This window comes from Streptomyces sp. NPDC002773, from assembly GCF_040295605.1.
Classification (GTDB): domain Bacteria; phylum Actinomycetota; class Actinomycetes; order Streptomycetales; family Streptomycetaceae; genus Streptomyces.
In genome coordinates this window covers 85,313-105,323 of sequence record NZ_JBEOVO010000022.1, presented here as the reverse complement: position 1 = coordinate 105,323, position 20,011 = coordinate 85,313, and the positions used below count along the sequence as shown (strand labels likewise).

Genomic DNA, 20,011 nt, shown 5'->3' with positions numbered 1-20,011 from the left:
CGTCGTTATGCGGATCGGGTGTCCCCGGTGCCCGCGGGACCGCGGAAGGGCGGGACCCGGGCGGACAGCGGTGCGGCGTTGGGGGTTGGCAGGCGATGGTGGTGCAGCGGTACGGGCGTCCGCACGGTCGCGGGGGCGGGGCGTTCGCCGTCACCGCCGTCCTCGTCGGCTCCCTCGTCGGGACCGCGGCGGTCACGGGGTGCGCGGCCCCCGAGGACCCGAAGCCCGCGGTCGATCCCGCGCTCGCCGTACGGAACGCCGCCGACGTCCTGACGAAGGCCGGCACCGCCAAGGCGAGCACCTCCATGGAGATGGCCACGGGCGGCACCAGGGTCACCATCCGGGGCGAGGGCGGCTACGACTTCCGGCGCCGCACCGGACGGCTCCAGGTGGTGCTGCCGAAGGACCCCGCGGGGTCCAGCGGGCACCGGCCGATCACCGAGCTCCTCACCCCCGGCGCCCTCTACATGAAGAACAGGGGGGCCGGGGTGCCCGCCGACAAGTGGGTCCGCGTCGACACCACCACGCTCGACGACGGCAACCTCGTCACGGGCGGGGCCACCGACCCGGCCGCCGCGGCGGAGCTGCTCCGGGGCGCCCGGAAGGTCGCGTACCTCGGCGAGGTCGAGCTGGCAGGGGTGAAAGTCAGCCACTACCGGGGGGTCGCCGACATGGCGGAGGCCGCCAGGGCCGCCTCGCCGCAGCTGCGCGGGGCGCTCGCCGCGGCGGCGAAAGGGTTCGCCAAGGACTCGGTGCCCTTCGACGCGTACCTCGACGGGGAGGGGCGGCTGCGGAAGGTCCGCCACCAGTTCAGCTTCAGCAACCAGGGCCGTACGGTCGCGGTCGCGTCGACGACCCTGTTGTACGGGTTCGGGGTCCGGGTCGAGGTGGTGCTGCCGGACCGCCGGGACATCTACGCCGGGAAGATCAAGGTCTGACCTGGGCCGCTGCCGCGGGGGCCATCGGCAAATGGTCCGGACGTGTCATGCGCGGTCCGTGTCGTCCTCCCTACGCTGGGAGACCGCTGGGAGACCGACGCCGGCAGGAAGAGGTGGATGCGTGTGGCCCCGCCCGGTACAGCAACCGTGCCCGCAGACCCGGACTGCGTCGCCCTCGCCGAGATCGAACTCTGCGGCGAACTGATCATCGCCGCCTCGACCGCCGACGGGGAACGGCTCAGCGCCGACCGGATCGACGAGGTGCTGCGGGTGGCGGCGGAGCGGGCCGTGGAGGATCTCTGACGGTACGGCTCCGCCGGGCCCGGCGTCAGGTGCGCAGCATGCGGGCGATGGCCTTCGTGGCCTCCTCGACCTTGGCGTCGATGCCGTCGCCGCCCTTGGCCGCCGCGTCCGCGACGCAGTGCCGCAGGTGCTCCTCGAGGAGCTGGAGCGCGAAGGACTGGAGTGCCTTCGTCGAGGCGGAGACCTGGGTGAGTATGTCGATGCAGTAGACGTCCTCGTCGACCATCCGCTGGAGGCCGCGGATCTGGCCCTCGATCCGGCGGAGCCGCTTGAGGTGCTCGTCCTTCTGCTTGTGGTAGCCGTGCACGCCGTGCTCGTGGTCGGCCGGCCCGACGGCCTCGACGGCCTCGGGGGTGACCTGGTCCGTCTCGGTGGTCGTCATGGCGTCCTCCCGTTGTCCATTAAGGGGGTGTATACCCCTCGTGGGTATATGGTACCGATCCCCGCCGATCCGGGCGGGGGCCCGTGCAGTTCACTGTGCCTGATGGGCGACACTGAGAGGACGCCGGTTAGCCGTGGCCGGATGATGCGCCTAGCATCAGCCTGACCGAAACCCAGCACCCCGAGGACCTCACGTGCGATTTCGTCTGACCCCCAGGGAGACGAGCTTCTACGACATGTTCGCCGCCTCCGCGGACAACATCGTCACGGGCTCCAAGCTCCTGATGGAACTGCTCGGAGCGGAGCCTTCCGCCCGGGCCGAGATCGCGGAGCGGATGCGGGCAGCGGAGCACGCCGGCGACGACGCCACCCACGCGATCTTCCACCAGCTGAACTCCTCCTTCATCACGCCCTTCGACCGCGAGGACATCTACAACCTCGCGTCGTCCCTCGACGACATCATGGACTTCATGGAGGAGGCCGTCGACCTGGTCGTCCTCTACAACGTCGAGGAACTTCCCAAGGGCGTCGAGCAGCAGATCGAGGTCCTGAACCGGGCGGCGGAGCTGACCGCCGAGGCCATGCCGAACCTCCGGACGATGGCCAACCTCACCGAGTACTGGATCGAGGTCAACCGGCTGGAGAACCAGGCCGACCAGATCCACCGCAAGCTGCTCGCCCAGCTCTTCAACGGCAAGTACGACGCCATCGAGGTGCTCAAGCTCAAGCAGATCGTCGACGTGCTGGAAGAGGCGGCCGACGCGTTCGAGCACGTGGCCAACACGGTGGAGACCATCGCGGTCAAGGAGTCCTGAGCTTCGTGGACACCTTCGCTCTGATCGTGACCATCGGTGTCGCGCTCGGCTTCACGTATACGAACGGCTTTCACGACTCCGCCAACGCCATCGCCACCTCGGTGTCGACGCGGGCGCTGACCCCCCGGGCCGCGCTGGCGATGGCGGCGGTCATGAACCTCGCCGGTGCCTTCATGGGCAGCGGGGTCGCCAAGACCGTCAGTGAGGGTCTGATCGAGACGCCGCACGGCGACAAGGGGATGGGCATCCTCTTCGCCGCGCTCGTCGGCGCGATCATCTGGAACCTGGTCACCTGGTACTTCGGTCTGCCGTCCTCCTCCTCCCACGCGCTGTTCGGCGGCATGGTGGGCGCGGCGCTCGCCGGTGGCACGGAGGTCATCTGGGGCGGGGTGCTCGACAAGGTCATCATCCCCATGTTCATCTCGCCGGTGGTCGGTCTCGTGGCCGGTTACCTGGTGATGTGCGGGATCATGTGGATATTCCGCAAGGCCAACCCGCACAAGGCCAAGCGCGGTTTCCGCATCGCGCAGACGGTCTCGGCGGCCGGCATGGCGCTCGGTCACGGTCTGCAGGACGCGCAGAAGACGATGGGCATCGTGGTGATGGCCCTGGTCATCGCCGACGTGCAGCAGGTCGGCGACGACATCCCGGTGTGGGTGAAGGTCGCGTGCGCCGTGATGCTCTCGCTCGGTACGTACGCGGGCGGCTGGCGCATCATGCGGACGCTCGGCCGGAAGATCATCGAGCTGGACCCGCCGCAGGGCTTCGCGGCGGAGACCACGGGCGCGTCGATCATGTTCGGCTCGGCGTTCCTGTTCCACGCGCCGATCTCGACGACCCATGTCATCACCTCCGCGATCATGGGCGTGGGCGCGACCAAGCGGGTCAACGCGGTGCGGTGGGGTGTCGCCAAGAACATCATCCTCGGCTGGTTCATCACCATGCCGGCGGCGGCGCTGGTCGCTGCGACGAGCTTCTATGTGGTGCAGCTGTTCTTCGGCTGAGGCTCGGCGCCGCGGGGTGCTGCTGGGGGTCCGGGGGTTATCTCCCGGGGGATGCAGTATCACCATGCCGGCGGCGGCGCTGGTCGCTGCGACGAGCTTCTACGTGGTGCAGCTGTTCTTCGGCTGACGCATGTCGTACGTACGGAAACGGGCCCGGCTCCCTTGTGGGGGAGCCGGGCCCTTCGTCTTACGGTGGCACCGCCATGCAGCACCGTAGGACGGTCTTTATCCGAAGCGGCCGGAGATGTAGTCCTCGGTCGCCTGGACGCTCGGGTTGGAGAAGATGCGCTCGGTGTCGTCCAGCTCGATCAGCTTGCCGGGCTGGCCGACGGCCGCCAGGTTGAAGAAGGCCGTACGGTCCGAGACGCGGGCGGCCTGCTGCATGTTGTGCGTCACGATGACGATCGTGAAGCGCTCCTTCAGCTCGCCGATCAGGTCCTCGATCGCGAGGGTCGAGATCGGGTCCAGGGCCGAGCAGGGCTCGTCCATCAGCAGGACGTCGGGCTCGACCGCGATCGCGCGGGCGATGCACAGACGCTGCTGCTGACCGCCGGAGAGGCCGGAGCCCGGCTTGTTGAGGCGGTCCTTGACCTCGTTCCAGAGGTTGGCGCCCTTGAGGGACCTCTCGACGATCTCGTTGAGCTGGGCCTTCTTGTAGTTGCCGTTGAGGCGCAGGCCCGCCGCCACGTTGTCGAAGATCGACATGGTGGGGAAGGGGTTGGGGCGCTGGAACACCATGCCGACCGTACGGCGCACGGCGACCGGGTCGACGTTCGTCCCGTACAGGTTCTCGTCGTCCAGCATCACCTTGCCCTCGACGCGGCCGCCGGGGGTGACCTCGTGCATCCGGTTCAGGGTGCGCAGGAAGGTGGACTTGCCGCAGCCGGACGGGCCGATGAAGGCCGTCACGGAGCGGGGCTCGACGGTCATCGAGATGTCGTCGATCGCCTTGTGGGCGCCGTAGTACGCGGAGAGGCCGCTGACGTCGATTCGCTTGGCCATGTGAATCACTTCCAATTGCCGCTGGTCAGCGGGCGGTCTTCGGGGCCTTCCAGCGGGCGATGCCGCGGGCCACCAGATTGAGGATCATGACGAAGGCGATCAGGACGAGCGCGGCGCCCCAGGCACGGGCCATCGCGGCGTCGGTGCCGACCGCGAACTGCTCGTACACGTAGAGCGGCAGGGAGGACTGCGCGCCTTCGAAGGGGTTCGGGTTGATGAGCTTCGTACCGAACACGAGGAGCAGGACCGGGGCCGTCTCGCCGGTGATACGGGCGACCGCGAGCATGACGCCCGTGGTGATGCCGCCGATCGCGGTGGGCAGGACCACCTTCAGGATGGTGCGCCACTTCGGGATGCCGAGGGCGAGGGAGGCCTCGCGGAGCTCGTTCGGGACGAGCTTGAGCATCTCCTCGGTGGAGCGGACCACGACCGGCATCATCAGGATGGACAGGGCCATCGCGCCGGCGAAACCGGAGGGGCCGAAGCCCAGGATCAGGTTCCAGGTGGCGAGGACGAAGAGGCCGGCGACGATCGACGGGATGCCCGTCATGACGTCGACGAAGAAGGTGACGGCCTGGGCGAGCTTCCCGCCGCCGTACTCGACGAGGTAGACGGCGGTGAGCAGACCGATCGGCGCGGCGATCACGGTCGCGATGCCGACCTGCTCGATGGTGCCGAGCAGCGCGTGGTAGACGCCGCCGCCGGCCTCGGCGTCGAGGACGCCGTTCATCGAGTGGCTCAGGAAGTAGCCGTCGAGGACGCCCATGCCCTTGCTGATCGTGACCCAGGCGAGGGAGAGCAGCGGGACGACGGCGAGGATGAAGCACACCCAGACGAGGCTGGTGGCGACGCGGTCCTTGGCCTGGCGGCTGCCCTCGACCTTGGTGGTCACGGCGTACGTGGCGATGACGAAGATCAGCGCGGCGATCATGCCCCACTGGACCTTGCTGTGCCAGCCGGCGGCGAGGCCGATGCCGATCGCCGCGGCGATCGAGCCGGCGGCGACGGCGGCCGGCGTCCAGCGGGGGAGCCGGGCGTGGGAGAGGGACCCCGGGCGGGGGGCCGCGGTGACCGGACGATCCTGAATGGCGTGGCTCATGCCGCTGCCCCCGAGTACTCCTTGCGGCGGCCGATGATCCAGCGTGCGGCGCCGTTGACCAGCAGGGTGATGGCGAAGAGGACGAGACCGGAGGCGATCAGCGCGTCCCGGCCGTACTCGTTGGCCTCGTTGAACTTGGCGGCGATGTTCTGCGCGAAGGTGCCGCCGCCCGGGTCGAGCAGGTGGCCCGAGATCAGGAAGCTGGGGGAGAGGACCACGGCGACGGCCATGGTCTCGCCGAGCGCGCGGCCGAGGCCCAGCATGGAGGCGGAGATGATGCCGGAGCGGCCGAAGGGCAGCACCGACATGCGGATGACCTCCCAGCGCGTGGCGCCGAGGGCGAGGGCGGCTTCCTCGTGCATCTTCGGGGCCTGGAGGAAGACCTCGCGGGTGACGTTGGTGATGATCGGCAGGATCATGATCGCCAGCAGGATGCCCACGGTGAAGAGCGACCGGGCGGGGCCCTCGTTGGCCTTGTCGAAGAGGTACGTCCAGCCCAGGTACTCGTCGAGCCAGAGGTTCAGGCCGTCGAGGTACGGGACGAGGAAGATCGCGCCCCAGAGGCCGTAGATGATGCTGGGCACGGCGGCGAGCAGGTCGACGACGTACGCGAGCGGCTTGGCCAGCCTGCGCGGCGCGTAGTGCGAGATGAAGAGCGCGATCCCGATCGCGACGGGCACGGCGATGAGCATCGCGATGATCGACGAGACGACCGTGCCGAAGGCGAGGACGGCGATGCCGAAGACCGGCGGGCTGCCCGCCGGGTTCCACTCGAAGGTGGTGAAGAAGTTGGTGCTGTCCTTCGAGATGGCGAGGACGGCACGGTAGGTGAGGAAGCCGGCGATCGCGGCCATGATCACGAGGAGGGTGATGCCGGAGCCTCGGGACAGACCGCTGAAGATGCGGTCCCCGGGGCGGGACGCGCTCTTGGCGCGCCGGCTCCTCTGTATGTCTGGTGTGGTGGTAGCCATCTGCTTCTCCGGTCTGCGGTGCCCTTACGGGTGTGAGGGCTCCTGGCGGCGGTGCACCGGATGCCGGGCGCGGCCCCCCTGGAGGAGGGGCCGGGCCCGGCCGGGGGTCAGGACAGGGTGGGGACGATCGCGCGGACCTTCGCGGCGATCTCGGCCGGGAGCGGGGCGTAGCCGGCGTCGGCGAGGACCTTCTGGCCCTCCTCGCTCACGGTGTAGTTGAGGAAGGCCTTCAGGGTCGGCAGGGTCTCCGCCTTGTTGCCCTTGTCGCAGGCGATCTCGTAGGTGACGAGGACGATCGGGTAGGCACCCTCGGCCTTCGTCGCGTAGTCGAGGGAGAGGGCGACGTCGTTGCCGGTGCCCTTGACCTTGGCGGCGGCGATGGCCTTGGAGGCGTTCTCCGAGGTGGCGGCGACCGGGGCGGCCGCGCCGGTGTTGATGCTGACGGTGGAGATCTTGTTCGCGGTGGCGTACGAGAGCTCGAAGTAGCCGATGGAGCCCTCGGCGTCCTTCACGGCGGTCGCGACGCCGGAGGAGCCGTTGGCGGCCTGGCCGCCCTGGGCGGGCCACGACTTCGACTTCGGGTCGTGCTTCCAGTCTGCCGCAGCGGCGGTCGAGAGGTACTTGCCCAGGTTCTGGGTGGTGCCGGACTCGTCCGAGCGGTGGAAGGCCTGGATCGTGCTGTCGGGGAGCTTGGCGCCCGGGTTCAGCTTGGCGATCGCCGGGTCGTTCCACTTGGTGATCTTGTTGTCGAAGATCTTGGCGATGGTGGAGGCGTCCAGGACGAGGTTGTCCACGCCCTCCAGCTTGTAGCCGATGGCGATGGGGCCGCCGACCATCGGGAGGTTGACACCCTTGCCGCCCTTGCAGATCTTCTGCGACTCGGCGACCTCTTCCTCCTTCAGGGCGGAGTCGGAGCCCGCGAAGGCGACCTGGCCCTGGTTGAACTTGGTGATGCCGCCACCGGAGCCGATGCCCTGGTAGTTGATCTCGACGCCCTCACAGGCCGCCTGGAAGTTCTTGACCCACAGGTCCATCGCGTTCTTCTGCGCGCTGGAGCCGGCGGCGAGGAGCTGGCCCTTGGCGCCCTCGCACGCGATGCTCGACGCGGCGGTGGCGGACTTGGTGCCGCCCTCCTTCGCCGGGGTCGCCGTGTTGTCGTCCGAGCCACACGCCGAGAGGACGAGCGCACCGGAGACGACGAGGGCACCGATCGCAGAGGCGCGAAGCCCGTTCTTGCGCGAAAGCTTCACTTTCGGGTGTTCCTTCCAGAAGCCGCCTTGTCGCGGACCGAGTGTCCTGAACGTTCTACGGCGGCGTGTGTCGGTTGGTGGTGCGTCGCTGTGCTCCGAGCACCGTGTACGTCCGAAATTAGGCAGAACAGGTGAAGCCGTCGACCGAAGAGGGTGAACGGGAAGTGAACCGTGCCGTAAGCCCCGGTGCGGAGGCCTTGGCGGGGGGCGGCGGGGGACGCTCAATGGCGTGAAGTCGCCACTGCCGTGTCCAGGAGCTCGCGGTCTCTCGACTGGGTGAGGCGGGCTCTCGCCGCGGTGGGTTTCAGCCAGAGCAACGCGTCGACCTCCTTCGTCGGGGTGAACGTGCCGCCCAGGGCGCGGGCCGCCCAGTAGGTGATCTCCTTGGGGCGCCCGTCCACCGTGTAGCGGACCACCGGCAGACGGGCGCCCGGCTCGCAGCGCTGGCCCGTCTCCTCCAGGACCTCGCGCAGCGCGCACGCCTCCGCCGTCTCACCGCGCTTCCGCTTGCCTTTGGGGTGCGACCAGTCGTCGTACTTCGGCCGGTGGACGAGCGCGATCTCGATGCCGTGGCCGGAAGGCGCCGGGCGCCACAGGACGCAGCCGGCTGCGAGGATCGGGCCTCGGTGGTCGGTCATGGGACCGGGGCCGTCGTTCTGTGCCAGGCGCGCTGGAAGGCGAAGCGGGAGGCCTCGACCTCGTGGCGCTGGTCGGCGTGGAGGACGCCCAGGGCGTACGCGGTCGCCGGGGCGATGCGGGGGGTGCGGGCGGCGGTGGCGGCGGCCGTCGCGGCCTCGGCGGCGTCGCGGTGCCGGTCCAGGGCGCGGGCCGCCTCGTACAGGACGGGTTCGGGTTCGCCGCCGGTGTGGAGGGCCTCGGTGGCGTACCGGTGCAGGCGGAGGAGGAGCCTGGTCTGGTGCCAGGGCGCGTCCTGGCCCTCCCCGGCGGCGAGCCCGAGGGCGTCCGCGTTGTACGGGTGGGCCGCCCGCGTCAGGGGCAGGGTGGCCACCGCGTCCAGGAGGCGCCGCTCCGCGACCTCGGCTGGGCCGTCCAGGACCTCGACCGCGGGGGCCATGCCCACGGGGCCGAGCGGGACCTCGGACGCGAGGAGGGCGACGGCGTCGGCGACCGCGTGGAAGCGGGCCGAGCCGAGGGCCTGGAGGGACGCCGAGTGGGCGCGCGTACGGGCCAGGGTCAGCTGGCGTTCGAGGAGGGCGCCGGCCCGGGCGGCGCCGACGCTGAGCCCGGCCGCGTCGCCGCCCCGGGCGGCGGGTACCGGCCCGCCCCCGCCGCCCGCGCCGTTCGATGCGTTCGACAGGCGGGACAGGGCGTCCACCAGCCGGACGAGGCGGGAGGTGCAGGCGTGCTCCAGGGCCAGGGTGCCGGAGAGCCAGGCCAGCTCGGTGCGCAGCTGGTCCGCCCAGGCCTGGTCGAGCAGCGGCCGGAACGTGTGGAGCGTGCCGCTGATCCGGCGGGCGGCGCCCCGCAGCGTACGGGTCGCCTCCTCGGATCCGGCCGTGTCCGAGCCGCTCTCGGCGTGGAGCCGGAGGCCGCGGAGGAAGTCCGCGGCACGTGCGTGCAGGTAGGGGGCGAGGACCTCGCCCGCCGTGACGTCCTGCGAAAGGTCAGGGTTGTGCACGCCGGCGCCTCCGCGCGTCGATGAGCATCTCCTGGACGTGCCGCAGCGGCCGTCCCTCGGGGTCGGTCGCGTGCCGCGTCCAGTTCCCGTCGGGGCCGAGGTGCCAGGAGGAGGTGGTGTCGGACATCCCGGTCTCCAGGAACCGGGTGAGCGCAGCCCGGTGGCCCGGGTCCGAGACCCGTACGAGGGCCTCGATCCGGCGGTCCAGGTTGCGGTGCATCATGTCGGCGCTGCCGAACCACACCTCGGGTTCGCCGCCGTTGCCGAAGGCGAAGACCCGGGAGTGCTCCAGGAAGCGGCCGAGGATGGAACGGACCCGGATGTTCTCCGAGAGGCCGGTCACCCCCGGGCGTACGGCGCATATCCCGCGGACCCAGATGTCGACGGGTACGCCGGCCTTCGAGGCCTGGTAGCAGGCGTCGATGACGGCCTCGTCGACCAGCGAGTTGACCTTGATCCGTACGTACGCGGGCCGTCCCGCGCGGTGGTGGACGATCTCCTTGGTGATCCGGGAGACCAGGCCGTCCCGCAGCGACTTGGGGGCCGTGAGCAGCCGCCGGTACGTCTCGCGGCGGGAGTAGCCGGAGAGCCGGTTGAACAGGTCGGAGAGGTCCGCGCCGACCTGCGGGTCGGCCGTGAGCAGGCCGAGGTCCTCGTACAGACGGGCCGTCTTCGGGTGGTAGTTGCCGGTGCCGACGTGCGAGTAGCGGCGCAGGAGCTCGCCCTCCTGCCGTACGACGAGCGACAGCTTGCAGTGGGTCTTCAGGCCGACGAGGCCGTACACGACGTGGCAGCCGGCCTCCTCCAGCTTCCGCGCCCACTTGATGTTGGCCTGCTCGTCGAACCGGGCCTTGATCTCGACGAGGACGAGGACCTGCTTGCCGGACTCGGCGGCGTCGATGAGGGCGTCCACTATCGGCGAGTCGCCCGAGGTCCGGTACAGCGTCTGCTTGATCGCCAGGACGTCCGGGTCGGCGGCCGCCTGCTCCAGGAAGGCCTGCACGGACGTAGAGAACGAGTCGTACGGGTGGTGGAGCAGCACGTCCCGCTCGCGCAGCGCGGCGAATATGTCCGGCGGCGACGCCGACTCGACCTCGGCCAGGTCCCGGTGGGTGCCGGCGATGAACTTCGGGAACTTCAGCTCGGGCCGGTCCTGCCCGGCGATCCCGAAGAGCCCGGTCAGGTCGAGCGGGCCCGGCAGCGGGTAGACCTCGGCGTCGGAGACCTTCAGCTCGCGCACGAGGAGATCGAGGACGTACGGGTCGATGGACTCCTCGACCTCCAGGCGCACCGGCGGGCCGAAGCGGCGCCGCATGAGTTCCTTCTCCAGGGCCTGGAGCAGGTTCTCGGCGTCGTCCTCCTCGACCTCCAGGTCCTCGTTCCTGGTCACCCGGAACATGTGGTGCGCGAGCACCTCCATGCCGGGGAACAGCTCCTCCAGGTGCGCCGCGATCACGTCCTCCAGGGGCACGTACCGCTGCGGGGACGCCTCAAGGAAGCGGGTGAGTAGCGGCGGCACCTTCACGCGCGCGAAGTGGCGGTGGCCGCTGACCGGGTTGCGTACGACCACGGCGAGGTTGAGGCTCAGGCCGGAGATGTACGGGAAGGGGTGCGCGGGGTCCACGGCCAGGGGGGTGAGGACGGGGAAGATCTGCTGCCGGAACAGGGTGAAGAGCCGTGCCTGCTCCTTCTCCGTGAGCTCGGGCCAGCGGATCAGGTGGATGCCCTCGTCGGCCAGGGCCGGGGCCACGTCCTGCTGGAAGCAGGCGGCGTGCCGGGCCATGAGCTCGCGCGACCGGGTCCAGATCAGCTCCAGGACCTCGCGGGGCTGGAGGCCGGAGGCGGAGCGGGTGGCGACGCCGGTGGCGATGCGGCGCTTGAGGCCCGCGACCCGGACCATGAAGAACTCGTCGAGGTTCGAGGCGAAGATCGCGAGGAAGTTCGCTCGTTCGAGGAGGGGGGTCGTCGGGTCCTCGGCGAGTTCGAGTACGCGCTCGTTGAACGCGAGCCAGCTGCGCTCCCGGTCGAGGAAACGGCCCTGCGGCAGCTCGTCGCCGAGTGCGCCGTCGTCCTCGTACGTGTCGGGGTCGGCGTCCAGGTCGGGGTCGAGGTCGGTCACGACGGTGCCGTTGACGACCTGCGCGCGGTGTGCGGCGATGGAACCGACGGACGGCTGGGGGGAGGGCGCGGTGCCGGGCGTGGCGGACGCCTGGGCGTTCGGCGTGGCGGAGGACTGGACCGGGACCTCGGCAGGCTGCTGGCTCATGCCCCTATTCTTCCGCGCGGGGGGCGGCTCAGGCGCGTCGGAGCGGGCCGTGGGGGAGGGAAGTCTCCCTTTGGGGAGAGCGGACACGGAGCGCTTCATTGCGTGAGCGTCGCAAGCGCGTCTGAATGGCCGGTAACGACGACATTACGGGGCGGGGCCGTGTGCGGGCCCCGCCCGTTCCCTTTCGCTACGGGTGCCGGGCGCGCAGGACGCGGAAGGCGGCGTAGGCCGCGAGGGCGGCGAGGGCGAGGACGATGCCGGTCTCGATGAGTTGGGTGGGCCAGAAATGGGACTCGGGGTGGTAGTCGAGGTACTGGGCTGCGATCGGCTCGTCGAAGCGGCAGCCGCCGTCAGGGACCGAGTCGGAGTAGCAGAACCAGCCCGGCAGCCGCTGCCCTGAGGCGGTGAGCAGCCCCTGGTCGACGAGCATGCCGTTCTCGGGCGCGTGAAGGGGGGACACACCCTCGTACGCACGGTCGGTGATCGTTTTCACCGACAGGAAGTCCCAGCGGAAGGCGCCGAGGGTCAGGAGGATCAGACCCACCACCCCTCCGGTGACGGCCATGGCCGGAAGCGTGCGACGGATCAGCTGGCCGACGAGGGCGCCGACGGCGACGGCGAGCAGGACGTACGCGACGAGGACGGTGCCGGTGGCTTCGTACGGTCCCCTGTCCGACCAGTGGAAGTTCCAGGTGCCCGAGACCCGCACCCAGCCGAGCAGGTAGACCGCCATGAGGGCGAGTGTGGCCGCGAGGGCGGCGGCGGTCGCGGTGACGAGCTTGGCGCGGAGCCAGGCCTTCGGGCTGATCGACTGGGTGAGGGACAGCTTGTACGTCCCCGATTCGAACTCGCGGGCGATCAACGGGCCTGCGACGAAGGCTCCGACGAGCAGCGGCACCACGACCGTGCCGTTGGAGAACTGCTCCATGGCTCCGCGCAGCAGGTCGTAGCCGCTGCCGTATGCGTACGGGACCTCGTGCGTGGCCCGGAACCGTGCGTCCCAGATCCGCAGCCCCCCGATCACCGTCAACGCCAGGACCACCACCGCCCCCGTCAGCCACAGTGTCCGCCGGTACTGGCGGACCGTCACCCAGTAGGAGCCCTTCAGGGCGAGTGCGCTCATGCCGGGGCTCCTTCGGTGGCGGTGGCGGTGGTGCGGAGGTGGGCGAGGAGGAGGTCTTCCAGGGAGGGTTCCGTCGTCTCCCAGGGGCCTTCGACCGGGCCCTCGCGGCGGATGAGGGCCGTGAGTTGACGGCCCGTCGTGCGGGATTCGACGACCGAGTGCGGGGCGAGGTCGGCCACGGGTCCGGTGAGGAGGGTGTGGGCGGCGAGGAGTTCGTCGACGGGGCCGGCGAGCCGGACCTTGCCGCCGTGGAGCAGCAGGAGGTGGTCGCAGGAGCCCTCCAGCTCGGTGAGGATGTGCGAGGACATGACGACGGTGGTGCCGTGTTCGGCGGCGTCCGCCATGAGCAGGCCCATCAGCTGGTGGCGGGCGAGCGGGTCGAGGTCGGCCATCGGTTCGTCGAGGAGCAGCAGTTCGGGCCGCTTGCCGAGGGCGAGTGCGAGGGCGACGCGGGTGCGCTGGCCGCCGGAGAGGTGGTGGACGAGGGTGTCGGAGGAGAAGCCGCCGCCCTCGACGACCCGCTCGGCGAGGGCGGAGTCCCAGCGGCCGGGGTTGAGTTCGCGGCCCATGCGCAGGGTGTCGGCGACGCTGAGCCGGGGGTGGAGCGGCTTGTCCTGGGCGACGTACGCGAGGTGTTCGCGGGCCGGGGCGTCGATCGTGCCCTCGGTGGGCCGCAGGAGGCCGGCGGCGAGGGCGAGGAGGGTGGACTTGCCGGCGCCGTTGGGGCCGACGAGGGCGCAGATACGGCCGGTGGGGAGGGCGAAGCCGCACTCCCGGAGGGCCCAGCCGCGGCCTCTTCGTCCTCCGTACCGTTTGCCGAGCAGATCGGCCTCCAGCGCGATCCCGTCCTTGGTCATGCGTCGTCCCCCTCGAAGTGTTCCTTCAGTACGGATGTGAAGAGCGCGGCCACGTCCTCGCGGTCGAGGCCCGCGGCGCGTGCCCGGCGGGCCCAGTCGGTGAGTTCGCCGCGCAGGGGCGAGTCGGCGGGGCCGGTGCCGAGGGTGGCGCGGACGAAGGTGCCGAGGCCGCGGCGGGCCTCGACGAGGCCTTCGCGTTCGAGCTCGCGGTAGGCCTTGAGGACCGTGTTGGGGTTGATGGCCGTCGCTTCGACGACCTCGCGTGCGGTGGGCAGTCGGTCGCCGGGCTCCAGGAGGCCCATCCGGAGGGCCTGTTTCGTCTGCTGGACGATCTGGAGGTAGGTGGCGACGCCGCTGCGCCGGTCGATGCGGTACTCGAGCACGATCCCTTTCACCACCCTTTCACTAATCAAGTAGTGAAAGGGTGGTGGAAGGGACCGCCTCCTGTCAATCCACAAGATCCCTCAGCTAAAAGAGAGGGGCGGCGCGTCCCGGAGGACCCGCCGCCCCGCTTCCCTGCAACAGGAGAGCAACCGTTACTGCTACTGCACGATGGTGATCCGCCCGGCCGCCGGAGGCGCGAGCGGTGCGCCGGCCGAGGCGTGGGCCGCCAGGTAGCCGAGCAGGACGTCCAGGTCGGAGGCGCCGACCAGCTTGTTCGTACCCTGGGCGAAGACCGGGAAGCCGTCGCCGCCGCCCGCGAGGAACTCGTTCATGGCGACGCGGTACGTGGCGGCCGGGTCGAGCGGCCGGCCGTCCAGCTTCACGGACGCGGCGTCGATCCGGGCGGCGCCGGTCTTGGTGAGGTCCAGGGTGTACGTGAAGCCCTCCGACACCTGGAGGATCTTCGGGGACGCCTCGTTGCGGCCGCTGACCTGCTGCTGGAGCGCGGTCACGATCTGGGCGCCGGTGAGGCTCTGGACGGTCATCATGTTGGTGAACGGCTGGACGGTGTAGACCTCGCCGTACGTCAGGACGCCGTCGGCCTCGCCCCCGACCGGGCCCTCGTGCACGAAGTCGGAGCGGATGCCGCCCGGGTTCATGAAGGCGATCTGCGCGCCGCCCTTGTCGGCCGGGGCCATGCCCTCCCGCTGGGCGTCGGCGATCACGCTGCCGAGCGGCTTCTCGAGCGCCTTCGAGCCGCGGCCCTCGATGTCGGCGGTGATGTGGCCGACCGGGCGGTTGGCGATGGGCGCGGCCAGGGCGCCCCAGTACTTGATGAGGTCCTCCATGTCCCGCGCCCGGCCGACGTCACGGGTCACCACGTGGTTGGCGGACGTCACGGCCGTACGGACGATGTCCTTCGTCCTGCGGTCGTAGGTCAGCGTGGTGTCGGTGTAGATCCGCCCGTAGGACGCGGCGGAGGTCACCGTGCGGGGCTTGCCGGACGGGTCGGGGATGGTGCAGGCGTACGCCTGGTGGGTGTGGCCGGTGACCAGCGCGTCGACCCGGGAGTCGATGTTCTTGGCGATGTCGACGATCGGGCCGGAGATGCCGTCGCCGGGGCCCGGGCTGTCGCAGTCGTAGTTGTACGAGCCGGAGGCCGGGAGTCCGCCCTCGTGGATGAGCGCGACGACGGACTTGACGCCCTTGCGCTCCAGCTCCTTGGCGTACTTGTTGATCGTCTCGACCTCGTCGCCGAACTTCAGGCCCTTGATGCCCTCGGCGTTGACGATGTTCGGCGTGCCCTCCAGGGTCACGCCGATGAAACCGATCTTGACGCCGCCCCGCTGCCAGATGAAGTACGGGTCGAGGATCGGCTTGCCGGTCTTCTCGTCGGTCACGTTCGCGGCGAGGAACGGGAAGTCGGCGCCGCGGAAGGTCCTGCCCTCGGCCGCACAGCCGTCCGTCGGGTGGCAGCCGCCGTTCTGGAGGCGGGACAGCTCGGCCGCGCCCTCGTCGAACTCGTGGTTGCCGACGGAGGTGACGTCGAGCCTGAGCTTGTTGAGGGCCTCGACGGTGGGCTCGTCGTGGAAGAGGCCGGAGATCAGCGGGGAGGCGCCGACCATGTCGCCGGCGGCGGCGGTGATCGAGTACGGGTTGCCCTTGCGGGCGCCCCGCAGGTGGGTGGCCAGGTACTCGACGCCGCCCGCCTTGATGCCCTCGGTGGCGCCGTGCGCGTAGACCTCGCCGGAGGAGCCGGCCGGCGGCTCCAGGTTGCCGTGCAGGTCGTTGAAGGAGAGCAGCTGCACGTCGACGGTGCGGCCGTTGCCGTATCCCCAGCCGTTGCCGTTGCCCGGCCCGTTGCCGTTGCTCGGCTCCTCGCTCGGCGCCGCGCCGGCGGGTATGGCGGCCAGGAGAGCGCCGGCGGTGGCGAGCCCGGCGGCGGTGGCGAGTATCCGCCGCCCCGCACGCTTCTTGTGACGAGTCTCTGACATCTGTCCCCTTTTTCCCTGCATGCCCGACGGATCCGGCGATGCCCCTGTCGTGGCGAGAAGAGCGGCGATGCGCGTTCGTTGACGCTTCGCCACCCCGTCCGTCGCCGCCCCTCCCCGGGAGGCTCCAGACGGTGAGGCCATGGCCGCTGGTCTGCCGAGGGCAGCCTAGAGTCAACGCGCGTAGCGCAACAGGGGGATACGGGTTACGACCTGGTTGCCATCACTCGACGGCGCCCCCGAGGACACCCGCTGAACGGCCCAGGGCCCCGTAGGCTCGGCGCATGACGACTGAAGCTCCCGCAACAGCCTTCGAGTCGGGCCGCCGTTTCGACATCGTCGACGAGCTCACCCCGGAGCAGGTCCAGGAGGTCCTCGACCTGATCGCCTCCGCCGCCGAGACGGACGGCATGCAGGCGGTCTCCGAGCAGGGACGCCTCCAGCTCCGTGGGGGGCGTCGCGAGGGCATCCGCCACTTCCTCCTCACCGTCTCCGGCCGGCTCGTGGGGTACGCCCAGCTGGAGGACACCGACCCGGTCGAGGCCCCGGCCGCCGAACTGGTCGTCGACCCGACGCAGCGGGGCCGCGGCCACGGCCGGGCGCTCGGCTCGGCCCTGCTGACCCAGTCCGGCAAGCGCCTGCGCGTCTGGGCCCACGGCGGCAAGTCGGCGGCCCGCCATCTGGCGCAGGTGCTGGGCCTGACCCTCTTCCGCGAGCTCCGCCAGCTCCGCCGTCCGCTGACCCCCCTGGACATCCCCGAGCCGGCCGTCTCGCCCGGCATCCGGATCCGTACGTTCGTTCCCGGCCAGGACGACGCGGCCTGGCTCGCGGTGAACGCCGCGGCGTTCGCCCACCACCCGGAGCAGGGCTCCCTGGCCCAGCGGGACCTGGACGACCGCAAGGCCGAACCGTGGTTCGACCCGAAGGGCTTCTTCCTGGCCGAACGCGAGTCGGACGGGACGCTGCTGGGCTTCCACTGGACGAAGGTCCACGCCGAGGAACAGCTCGGCGAGGTGTACGTCCTGGGCATCTCGCCCGACGCCCAGGGCATGGGCCTCGGCAAGGCCCTCACCGCGATCGGCCTGCGCCACCTGGCCGCCCAGGGCCTCCCCGTGGCCATGCTCTACGTCGACGCCGACAACACGGCGGCCCTGCGCGTGTACGAGGGCATGGGCTTCACCACCCACGAGGTGGATCTGATGTACCGCACGGAGACCTGAGCGGCGACGTCGTAGGCGGCGGCGGCGCTTCGGGCGCCGCCGCCCGGTACTCGCGGGGTTCAGGAGCGCCGCCGGCCGAGGCCGGCGGCGCGTGGCGTCTGCGCGGAGTTCGCGGCGCGTGGCGCCTGCGCGGAGTTCGCGGCGTGTGGCGCCTGCGAGAAGTTGACGCGCTTCTGACGAACATTTTCAGCCGCTTGCCCTCGATCAGGTCGGGGTGGGCCACCCGCTCTCACAGGGCTTTCACGGGCCCCACCCACCTTGCACCGATCGTTTACAGCCTTTGGACGCTTGTTCGAGGATTGACAAACCGGTCCGTCGGTTTTCTACTGACCAGGCACCGACGGTCGCACGCTCGCTACTGTCGGTCGGCTTTCGGTAGAAGGGTGGCAATTGTGGTGCGCTTCAACTTGCTCGGTCCCCTGGAGGTCCGGGTGCAGGGTCGGCCGGCGAACATCAGAGGGGGACGCCAGCGCATCCTCCTGGTGCTGCTCCTGCTCGGTGAAGGAGCCTCCGTCTCCAAGGACCAACTCATCGGGGAGATATGGGGCGACGCCCTACCAGCCCAGGTCGACAACGCCCTGCAGGCCGTCGTCACCCGGCTGAGACGGTCTTTGGACGCCTGGTGCGGATCGGGCTTCGCCCGCGAGCGGCTGGTCTCCGAACAGTCGGGGTACAGCCTCTGGCTGGACGACCAGACGGTGGACCTCCGGGAGTTCGAGTCGCTGCGCTCGGAGGCGCACCGGCTGATGACCAAGGATCCGGCCCGGTCCGCCGCCGCTCTTGAGGAGGCGCTGGGGCTCTGGCGCGGTTCCGCCCTCGAGGGCGTCGGCGGCGGTGTGCTGTGCGGCAGCGCCGCCGCCCGTCTCGACGAGGAGCGGCTGCTCGCCCTGGAGGACAAGATCCAACTGGAGCATTTCGGCGGCCGGCACGCCGGTACGGTCGCGGAGTTGCGGCGGCTCACCATGCTGTACCCGCTGCACGAGCGGCTCTCCGAGCAGCTGATGGTCGCTCTGTACCGCTCGGGCCGGCCGGCCGAGGCGCTCGACGTCTACTGGCGGCTGCGGACCGCTCTGCGCGGTGAGCTCGGCCTGGATCCGACGCCGACCGTGCAGTCGCGGATGCAGTCGATCCTCCAGCACGACATGGCGGACGTGATCCCCCACGACAGGGGGCGGGGAATGCCGCACCGGCCCGCCGTGGCGTGACCGCGGGGGGGCGTCGGGTACGGGGTCGGGCACAGGGTCGGGTACGGCGCCGGGGGTGAGGGTGGTGCCGGGTAGGGGGGTGAGGGCGATGCCGGGTACGGCGGCGGGGGTGGTGCCGGGGGTCGCGCTCACACGCCGCTCGCCACCCCGGCGGCCTGCTCCACCCCCTGCGCACCGGCGGCACCCGCCTCCCCGCGTCGCCGCAGCAGCACCAGGGCGAGCAGGGCGGCCGTCAGGGCCAGACCCGCGGCCAGGAACAGCGCCGAGGTGGTACCGGACACGAGCCCCTGGGCGGACACCGTCGCCCCGGAGGCCGCCACCCCGAGGACGCTGCCCAACTGGCGGAAGGTGTTGGACACCCCCGATGCGGTACCCGCCCAGGCCATGGGTACGGCGCCGAGGAGGGCCACCGTGGCAGGCGCCGCGGCCAGCGAGATGCCCGTACCGAGGAGGGCGAGCAGCCACCAGTAGGCGCCGTAACCCTCCGCGGGTCCCAGCAGGGCGAGGCCCAGGAGCGCCGCTCCCGAGCCGAGGGTCCCGGTGACGACCGGGACGCGCGGGCCGGTCCGTACGACCATGACGGCCGCCACACAGGAGGCCACCGCGATCGCCCCGTTGAGCACCAGGAACCGGACCGCGATCTGGGTCGCGGTCAGCTGCTCCAGCTCGTACATGCGCTGTGCCACGAGCGACATGGCGGCGTACAGGCCGAAGAGGCTCAGCAGATTGACCGTGCAGGCGGTCACGACCACCGGGTTGCGGAAGAGCCCGAGCGGCAGCATCGGCTCCCCGGCCCGGGCCTCCCACCACAGGAAACCCGGCAGGGCCGCGGCGGCCAGCGCGTACGACACGGCCACCGGCGTCGAGGTCCAGCCCTGGTCGTTGCCCTCGGCGAGGGCGAACACCGTCGCGGCGGCGGCCACGATGAAGAGCAGCTGGCCCGTCACGTCGAGCCGGCGGGCCCGGCGCGGCTGTCCGTCCGGCAGCGAGAAACGCAGGCCCACCAGGGCGGCCGCCGCCACCGGGACGTTCAGCCAGAAGATGGCGCGCCAGCCCCAGCCGTCCACCACGAGGCCGCCGAGCACCGGTCCCATGCCGAGGGCGAGTCCGCAGAAACCGGCGCCGATGCCGATGGCCCGGGCGCGGGCGGCGGGGTCGGGGAAGAGCGCGGCGACCAGGGCGAGGGAGACCGGGATCAGTACGGAACCGAAGGCCCCCTGGGCGGCCCGTGCGACGAGCAGCATCTCGATCGAAGAGGCCGAGGCGCACCACGCGGACGTGGCACCGAACCCGGCGAGGCCGACGAGGAAGACCCGCTTGCGGCCCAGGACGTCGCCGAGGGTGCCCGCGCTGAGCAGCAGGCAGGCGGAGGCCAGGACGTAGACGCTCGCGACCCAGCGCAGCTGCGCCGGTGTCGCGGGCAGCTCGTCCCGGACCGCGGGCAGGGCGACGTCGGCCATCGTGGTTCCCGCGTACACCACGAAGACGGCCAAGCCGAGGAAGAGCAGCGACAGGCCGTTCCCGCCCCGGCTCCGGGGCTTTTCGGAAAGCATGGTCCGCCTC

The 20,011-nt window shown here is 70.8% G+C and carries 19 protein-coding genes; 6 read left to right on the top strand and 13 right to left on the bottom strand.

Annotated elements, in window-relative coordinates:
• The first annotated feature begins 95 nt into the window (after positions 1-95).
• Positions 96-938 (top strand): SCO4651 family lipoprotein, encoded by an 843-nt coding sequence (locus ABT034_RS24605; RefSeq protein ID WP_351218685.1) that lies wholly within the window; start codon positions 96-98, stop codon positions 936-938.
• Positions 939-1,055: 117 nt separating this feature from the next.
• Positions 1,056-1,241, top strand: a complete 186-nt coding sequence (locus tag ABT034_RS24600) for a hypothetical protein (protein WP_351218683.1) — start codon at positions 1,056-1,058, stop codon at positions 1,239-1,241.
• Positions 1,242-1,266: 25 nt separating this feature from the next.
• Here ABT034_RS24600 and ABT034_RS24595 read toward each other — a convergent pair whose 3' ends face one another.
• Positions 1,267-1,623 carry a metal-sensitive transcriptional regulator gene (locus ABT034_RS24595; protein WP_351218681.1) on the bottom strand — a complete coding sequence of 119 codons (357 nt, stop codon included), beginning with the start codon at positions 1,621-1,623 and terminating at the stop codon, positions 1,267-1,269.
• Between the two features lie 193 nt (positions 1,624-1,816).
• Here ABT034_RS24595 and ABT034_RS24590 point away from each other — a divergent pair, with 193 nt between their 5' ends.
• Positions 1,817-2,437 carry a DUF47 domain-containing protein gene (locus ABT034_RS24590; protein ID WP_351218679.1) on the top strand — a complete coding sequence of 207 codons (621 nt, stop codon included), beginning with the start codon at positions 1,817-1,819 and terminating at the stop codon, positions 2,435-2,437.
• A gap of 5 nt (positions 2,438-2,442) precedes the next feature.
• Complete coding sequence (locus ABT034_RS24585; protein ID WP_351218677.1) at positions 2,443-3,441, top strand: inorganic phosphate transporter; 999 nt, start codon at positions 2,443-2,445, stop codon at positions 3,439-3,441.
• Between the two features lie 225 nt (positions 3,442-3,666).
• Here ABT034_RS24585 and pstB read toward each other — a convergent pair whose 3' ends face one another.
• From pstB to ABT034_RS24530, 11 genes are all read right to left on the bottom strand, one after another.
• Complete coding sequence (gene pstB / locus ABT034_RS24580; protein ID WP_351218675.1) at positions 3,667-4,443, bottom strand: phosphate ABC transporter ATP-binding protein PstB; 777 nt, start codon at positions 4,441-4,443, stop codon at positions 3,667-3,669.
• 25 nt (positions 4,444-4,468) lie between these two features.
• Complete coding sequence (pstA, locus tag ABT034_RS24575; RefSeq protein ID WP_351218673.1) at positions 4,469-5,542, bottom strand: phosphate ABC transporter permease PstA; 1,074 nt, start codon at positions 5,540-5,542, stop codon at positions 4,469-4,471.
• Positions 5,539-6,513: a phosphate ABC transporter permease subunit PstC gene (gene pstC / locus ABT034_RS24570; protein WP_351218671.1), complete on the bottom strand. Its 975-nt coding sequence runs from the start codon at positions 6,511-6,513 to the stop codon at positions 5,539-5,541. The genes pstA and pstC overlap by 4 nt, the downstream gene beginning before the upstream one ends.
• Positions 6,514-6,620: 107 nt before the next feature.
• Positions 6,621-7,763: a phosphate ABC transporter substrate-binding protein PstS gene (gene pstS, locus ABT034_RS24565; RefSeq protein ID WP_351218669.1), complete on the bottom strand. Its 1,143-nt coding sequence runs from the start codon at positions 7,761-7,763 to the stop codon at positions 6,621-6,623.
• 221 nt (positions 7,764-7,984) lie between these two features.
• A complete protein-coding gene (locus ABT034_RS24560; RefSeq protein ID WP_351218667.1) occupies positions 7,985-8,401 on the bottom strand; it encodes an NUDIX hydrolase in 417 nt (138 codons plus the stop codon).
• Entirely contained in the window at positions 8,398-9,402 is a 1,005-nt protein-coding gene (locus tag ABT034_RS24555; RefSeq protein WP_351218665.1) for a CHAD domain-containing protein, read from the bottom strand. Before ABT034_RS24555 ends, ABT034_RS24560 begins: the two co-directional genes overlap by 4 nt.
• Complete coding sequence (locus tag ABT034_RS24550) at positions 9,389-11,668, bottom strand: RNA degradosome polyphosphate kinase (protein WP_351218663.1); 2,280 nt, start codon at positions 11,666-11,668, stop codon at positions 9,389-9,391. The genes ABT034_RS24555 and ABT034_RS24550 overlap by 14 nt, the downstream gene beginning before the upstream one ends.
• Positions 11,669-11,855: 187 nt before the next feature.
• Complete coding sequence (locus ABT034_RS24545) at positions 11,856-12,791, bottom strand: ABC-2 membrane transporter-related protein (RefSeq protein ID WP_351218661.1); 936 nt, start codon at positions 12,789-12,791, stop codon at positions 11,856-11,858.
• Positions 12,788-13,648 carry an ATP-binding cassette domain-containing protein gene (locus ABT034_RS24540; protein ID WP_351218659.1) on the bottom strand — a complete coding sequence of 287 codons (861 nt, stop codon included), beginning with the start codon at positions 13,646-13,648 and terminating at the stop codon, positions 12,788-12,790. Before ABT034_RS24540 ends, ABT034_RS24545 begins: the two co-directional genes overlap by 4 nt.
• A complete protein-coding gene (locus tag ABT034_RS24535) occupies positions 13,645-14,031 on the bottom strand; it encodes a GntR family transcriptional regulator (RefSeq protein ID WP_351218657.1) in 387 nt (128 codons plus the stop codon). Before ABT034_RS24535 ends, ABT034_RS24540 begins: the two co-directional genes overlap by 4 nt.
• A 159-nt stretch (positions 14,032-14,190) precedes the next feature.
• Entirely contained in the window at positions 14,191-16,026 is a 1,836-nt protein-coding gene (locus ABT034_RS24530) for a bifunctional metallophosphatase/5'-nucleotidase (RefSeq protein ID WP_351218655.1), read from the bottom strand.
• 281 nt (positions 16,027-16,307) lie between these two features.
• Here ABT034_RS24530 and mshD point away from each other — a divergent pair, with 281 nt between their 5' ends.
• Both mshD and ABT034_RS24520 read left to right on the top strand, forming a co-directional pair.
• A complete protein-coding gene (mshD, locus tag ABT034_RS24525) occupies positions 16,308-17,243 on the top strand; it encodes a mycothiol synthase (protein WP_351218653.1) in 936 nt (311 codons plus the stop codon).
• 395 nt (positions 17,244-17,638) lie between these two features.
• Positions 17,639-18,448, top strand: a complete 810-nt coding sequence (locus ABT034_RS24520; protein ID WP_351218651.1) for an AfsR/SARP family transcriptional regulator — start codon at positions 17,639-17,641, stop codon at positions 18,446-18,448.
• A gap of 128 nt (positions 18,449-18,576) precedes the next feature.
• Here the strand turns inward: ABT034_RS24520 and ABT034_RS24515 are convergent, their stop codons facing one another.
• Positions 18,577-20,001 carry an MFS transporter gene (locus ABT034_RS24515; RefSeq protein WP_351218649.1) on the bottom strand — a complete coding sequence of 475 codons (1,425 nt, stop codon included), beginning with the start codon at positions 19,999-20,001 and terminating at the stop codon, positions 18,577-18,579.
• Positions 20,002-20,011 lie beyond the last annotated feature (10 nt).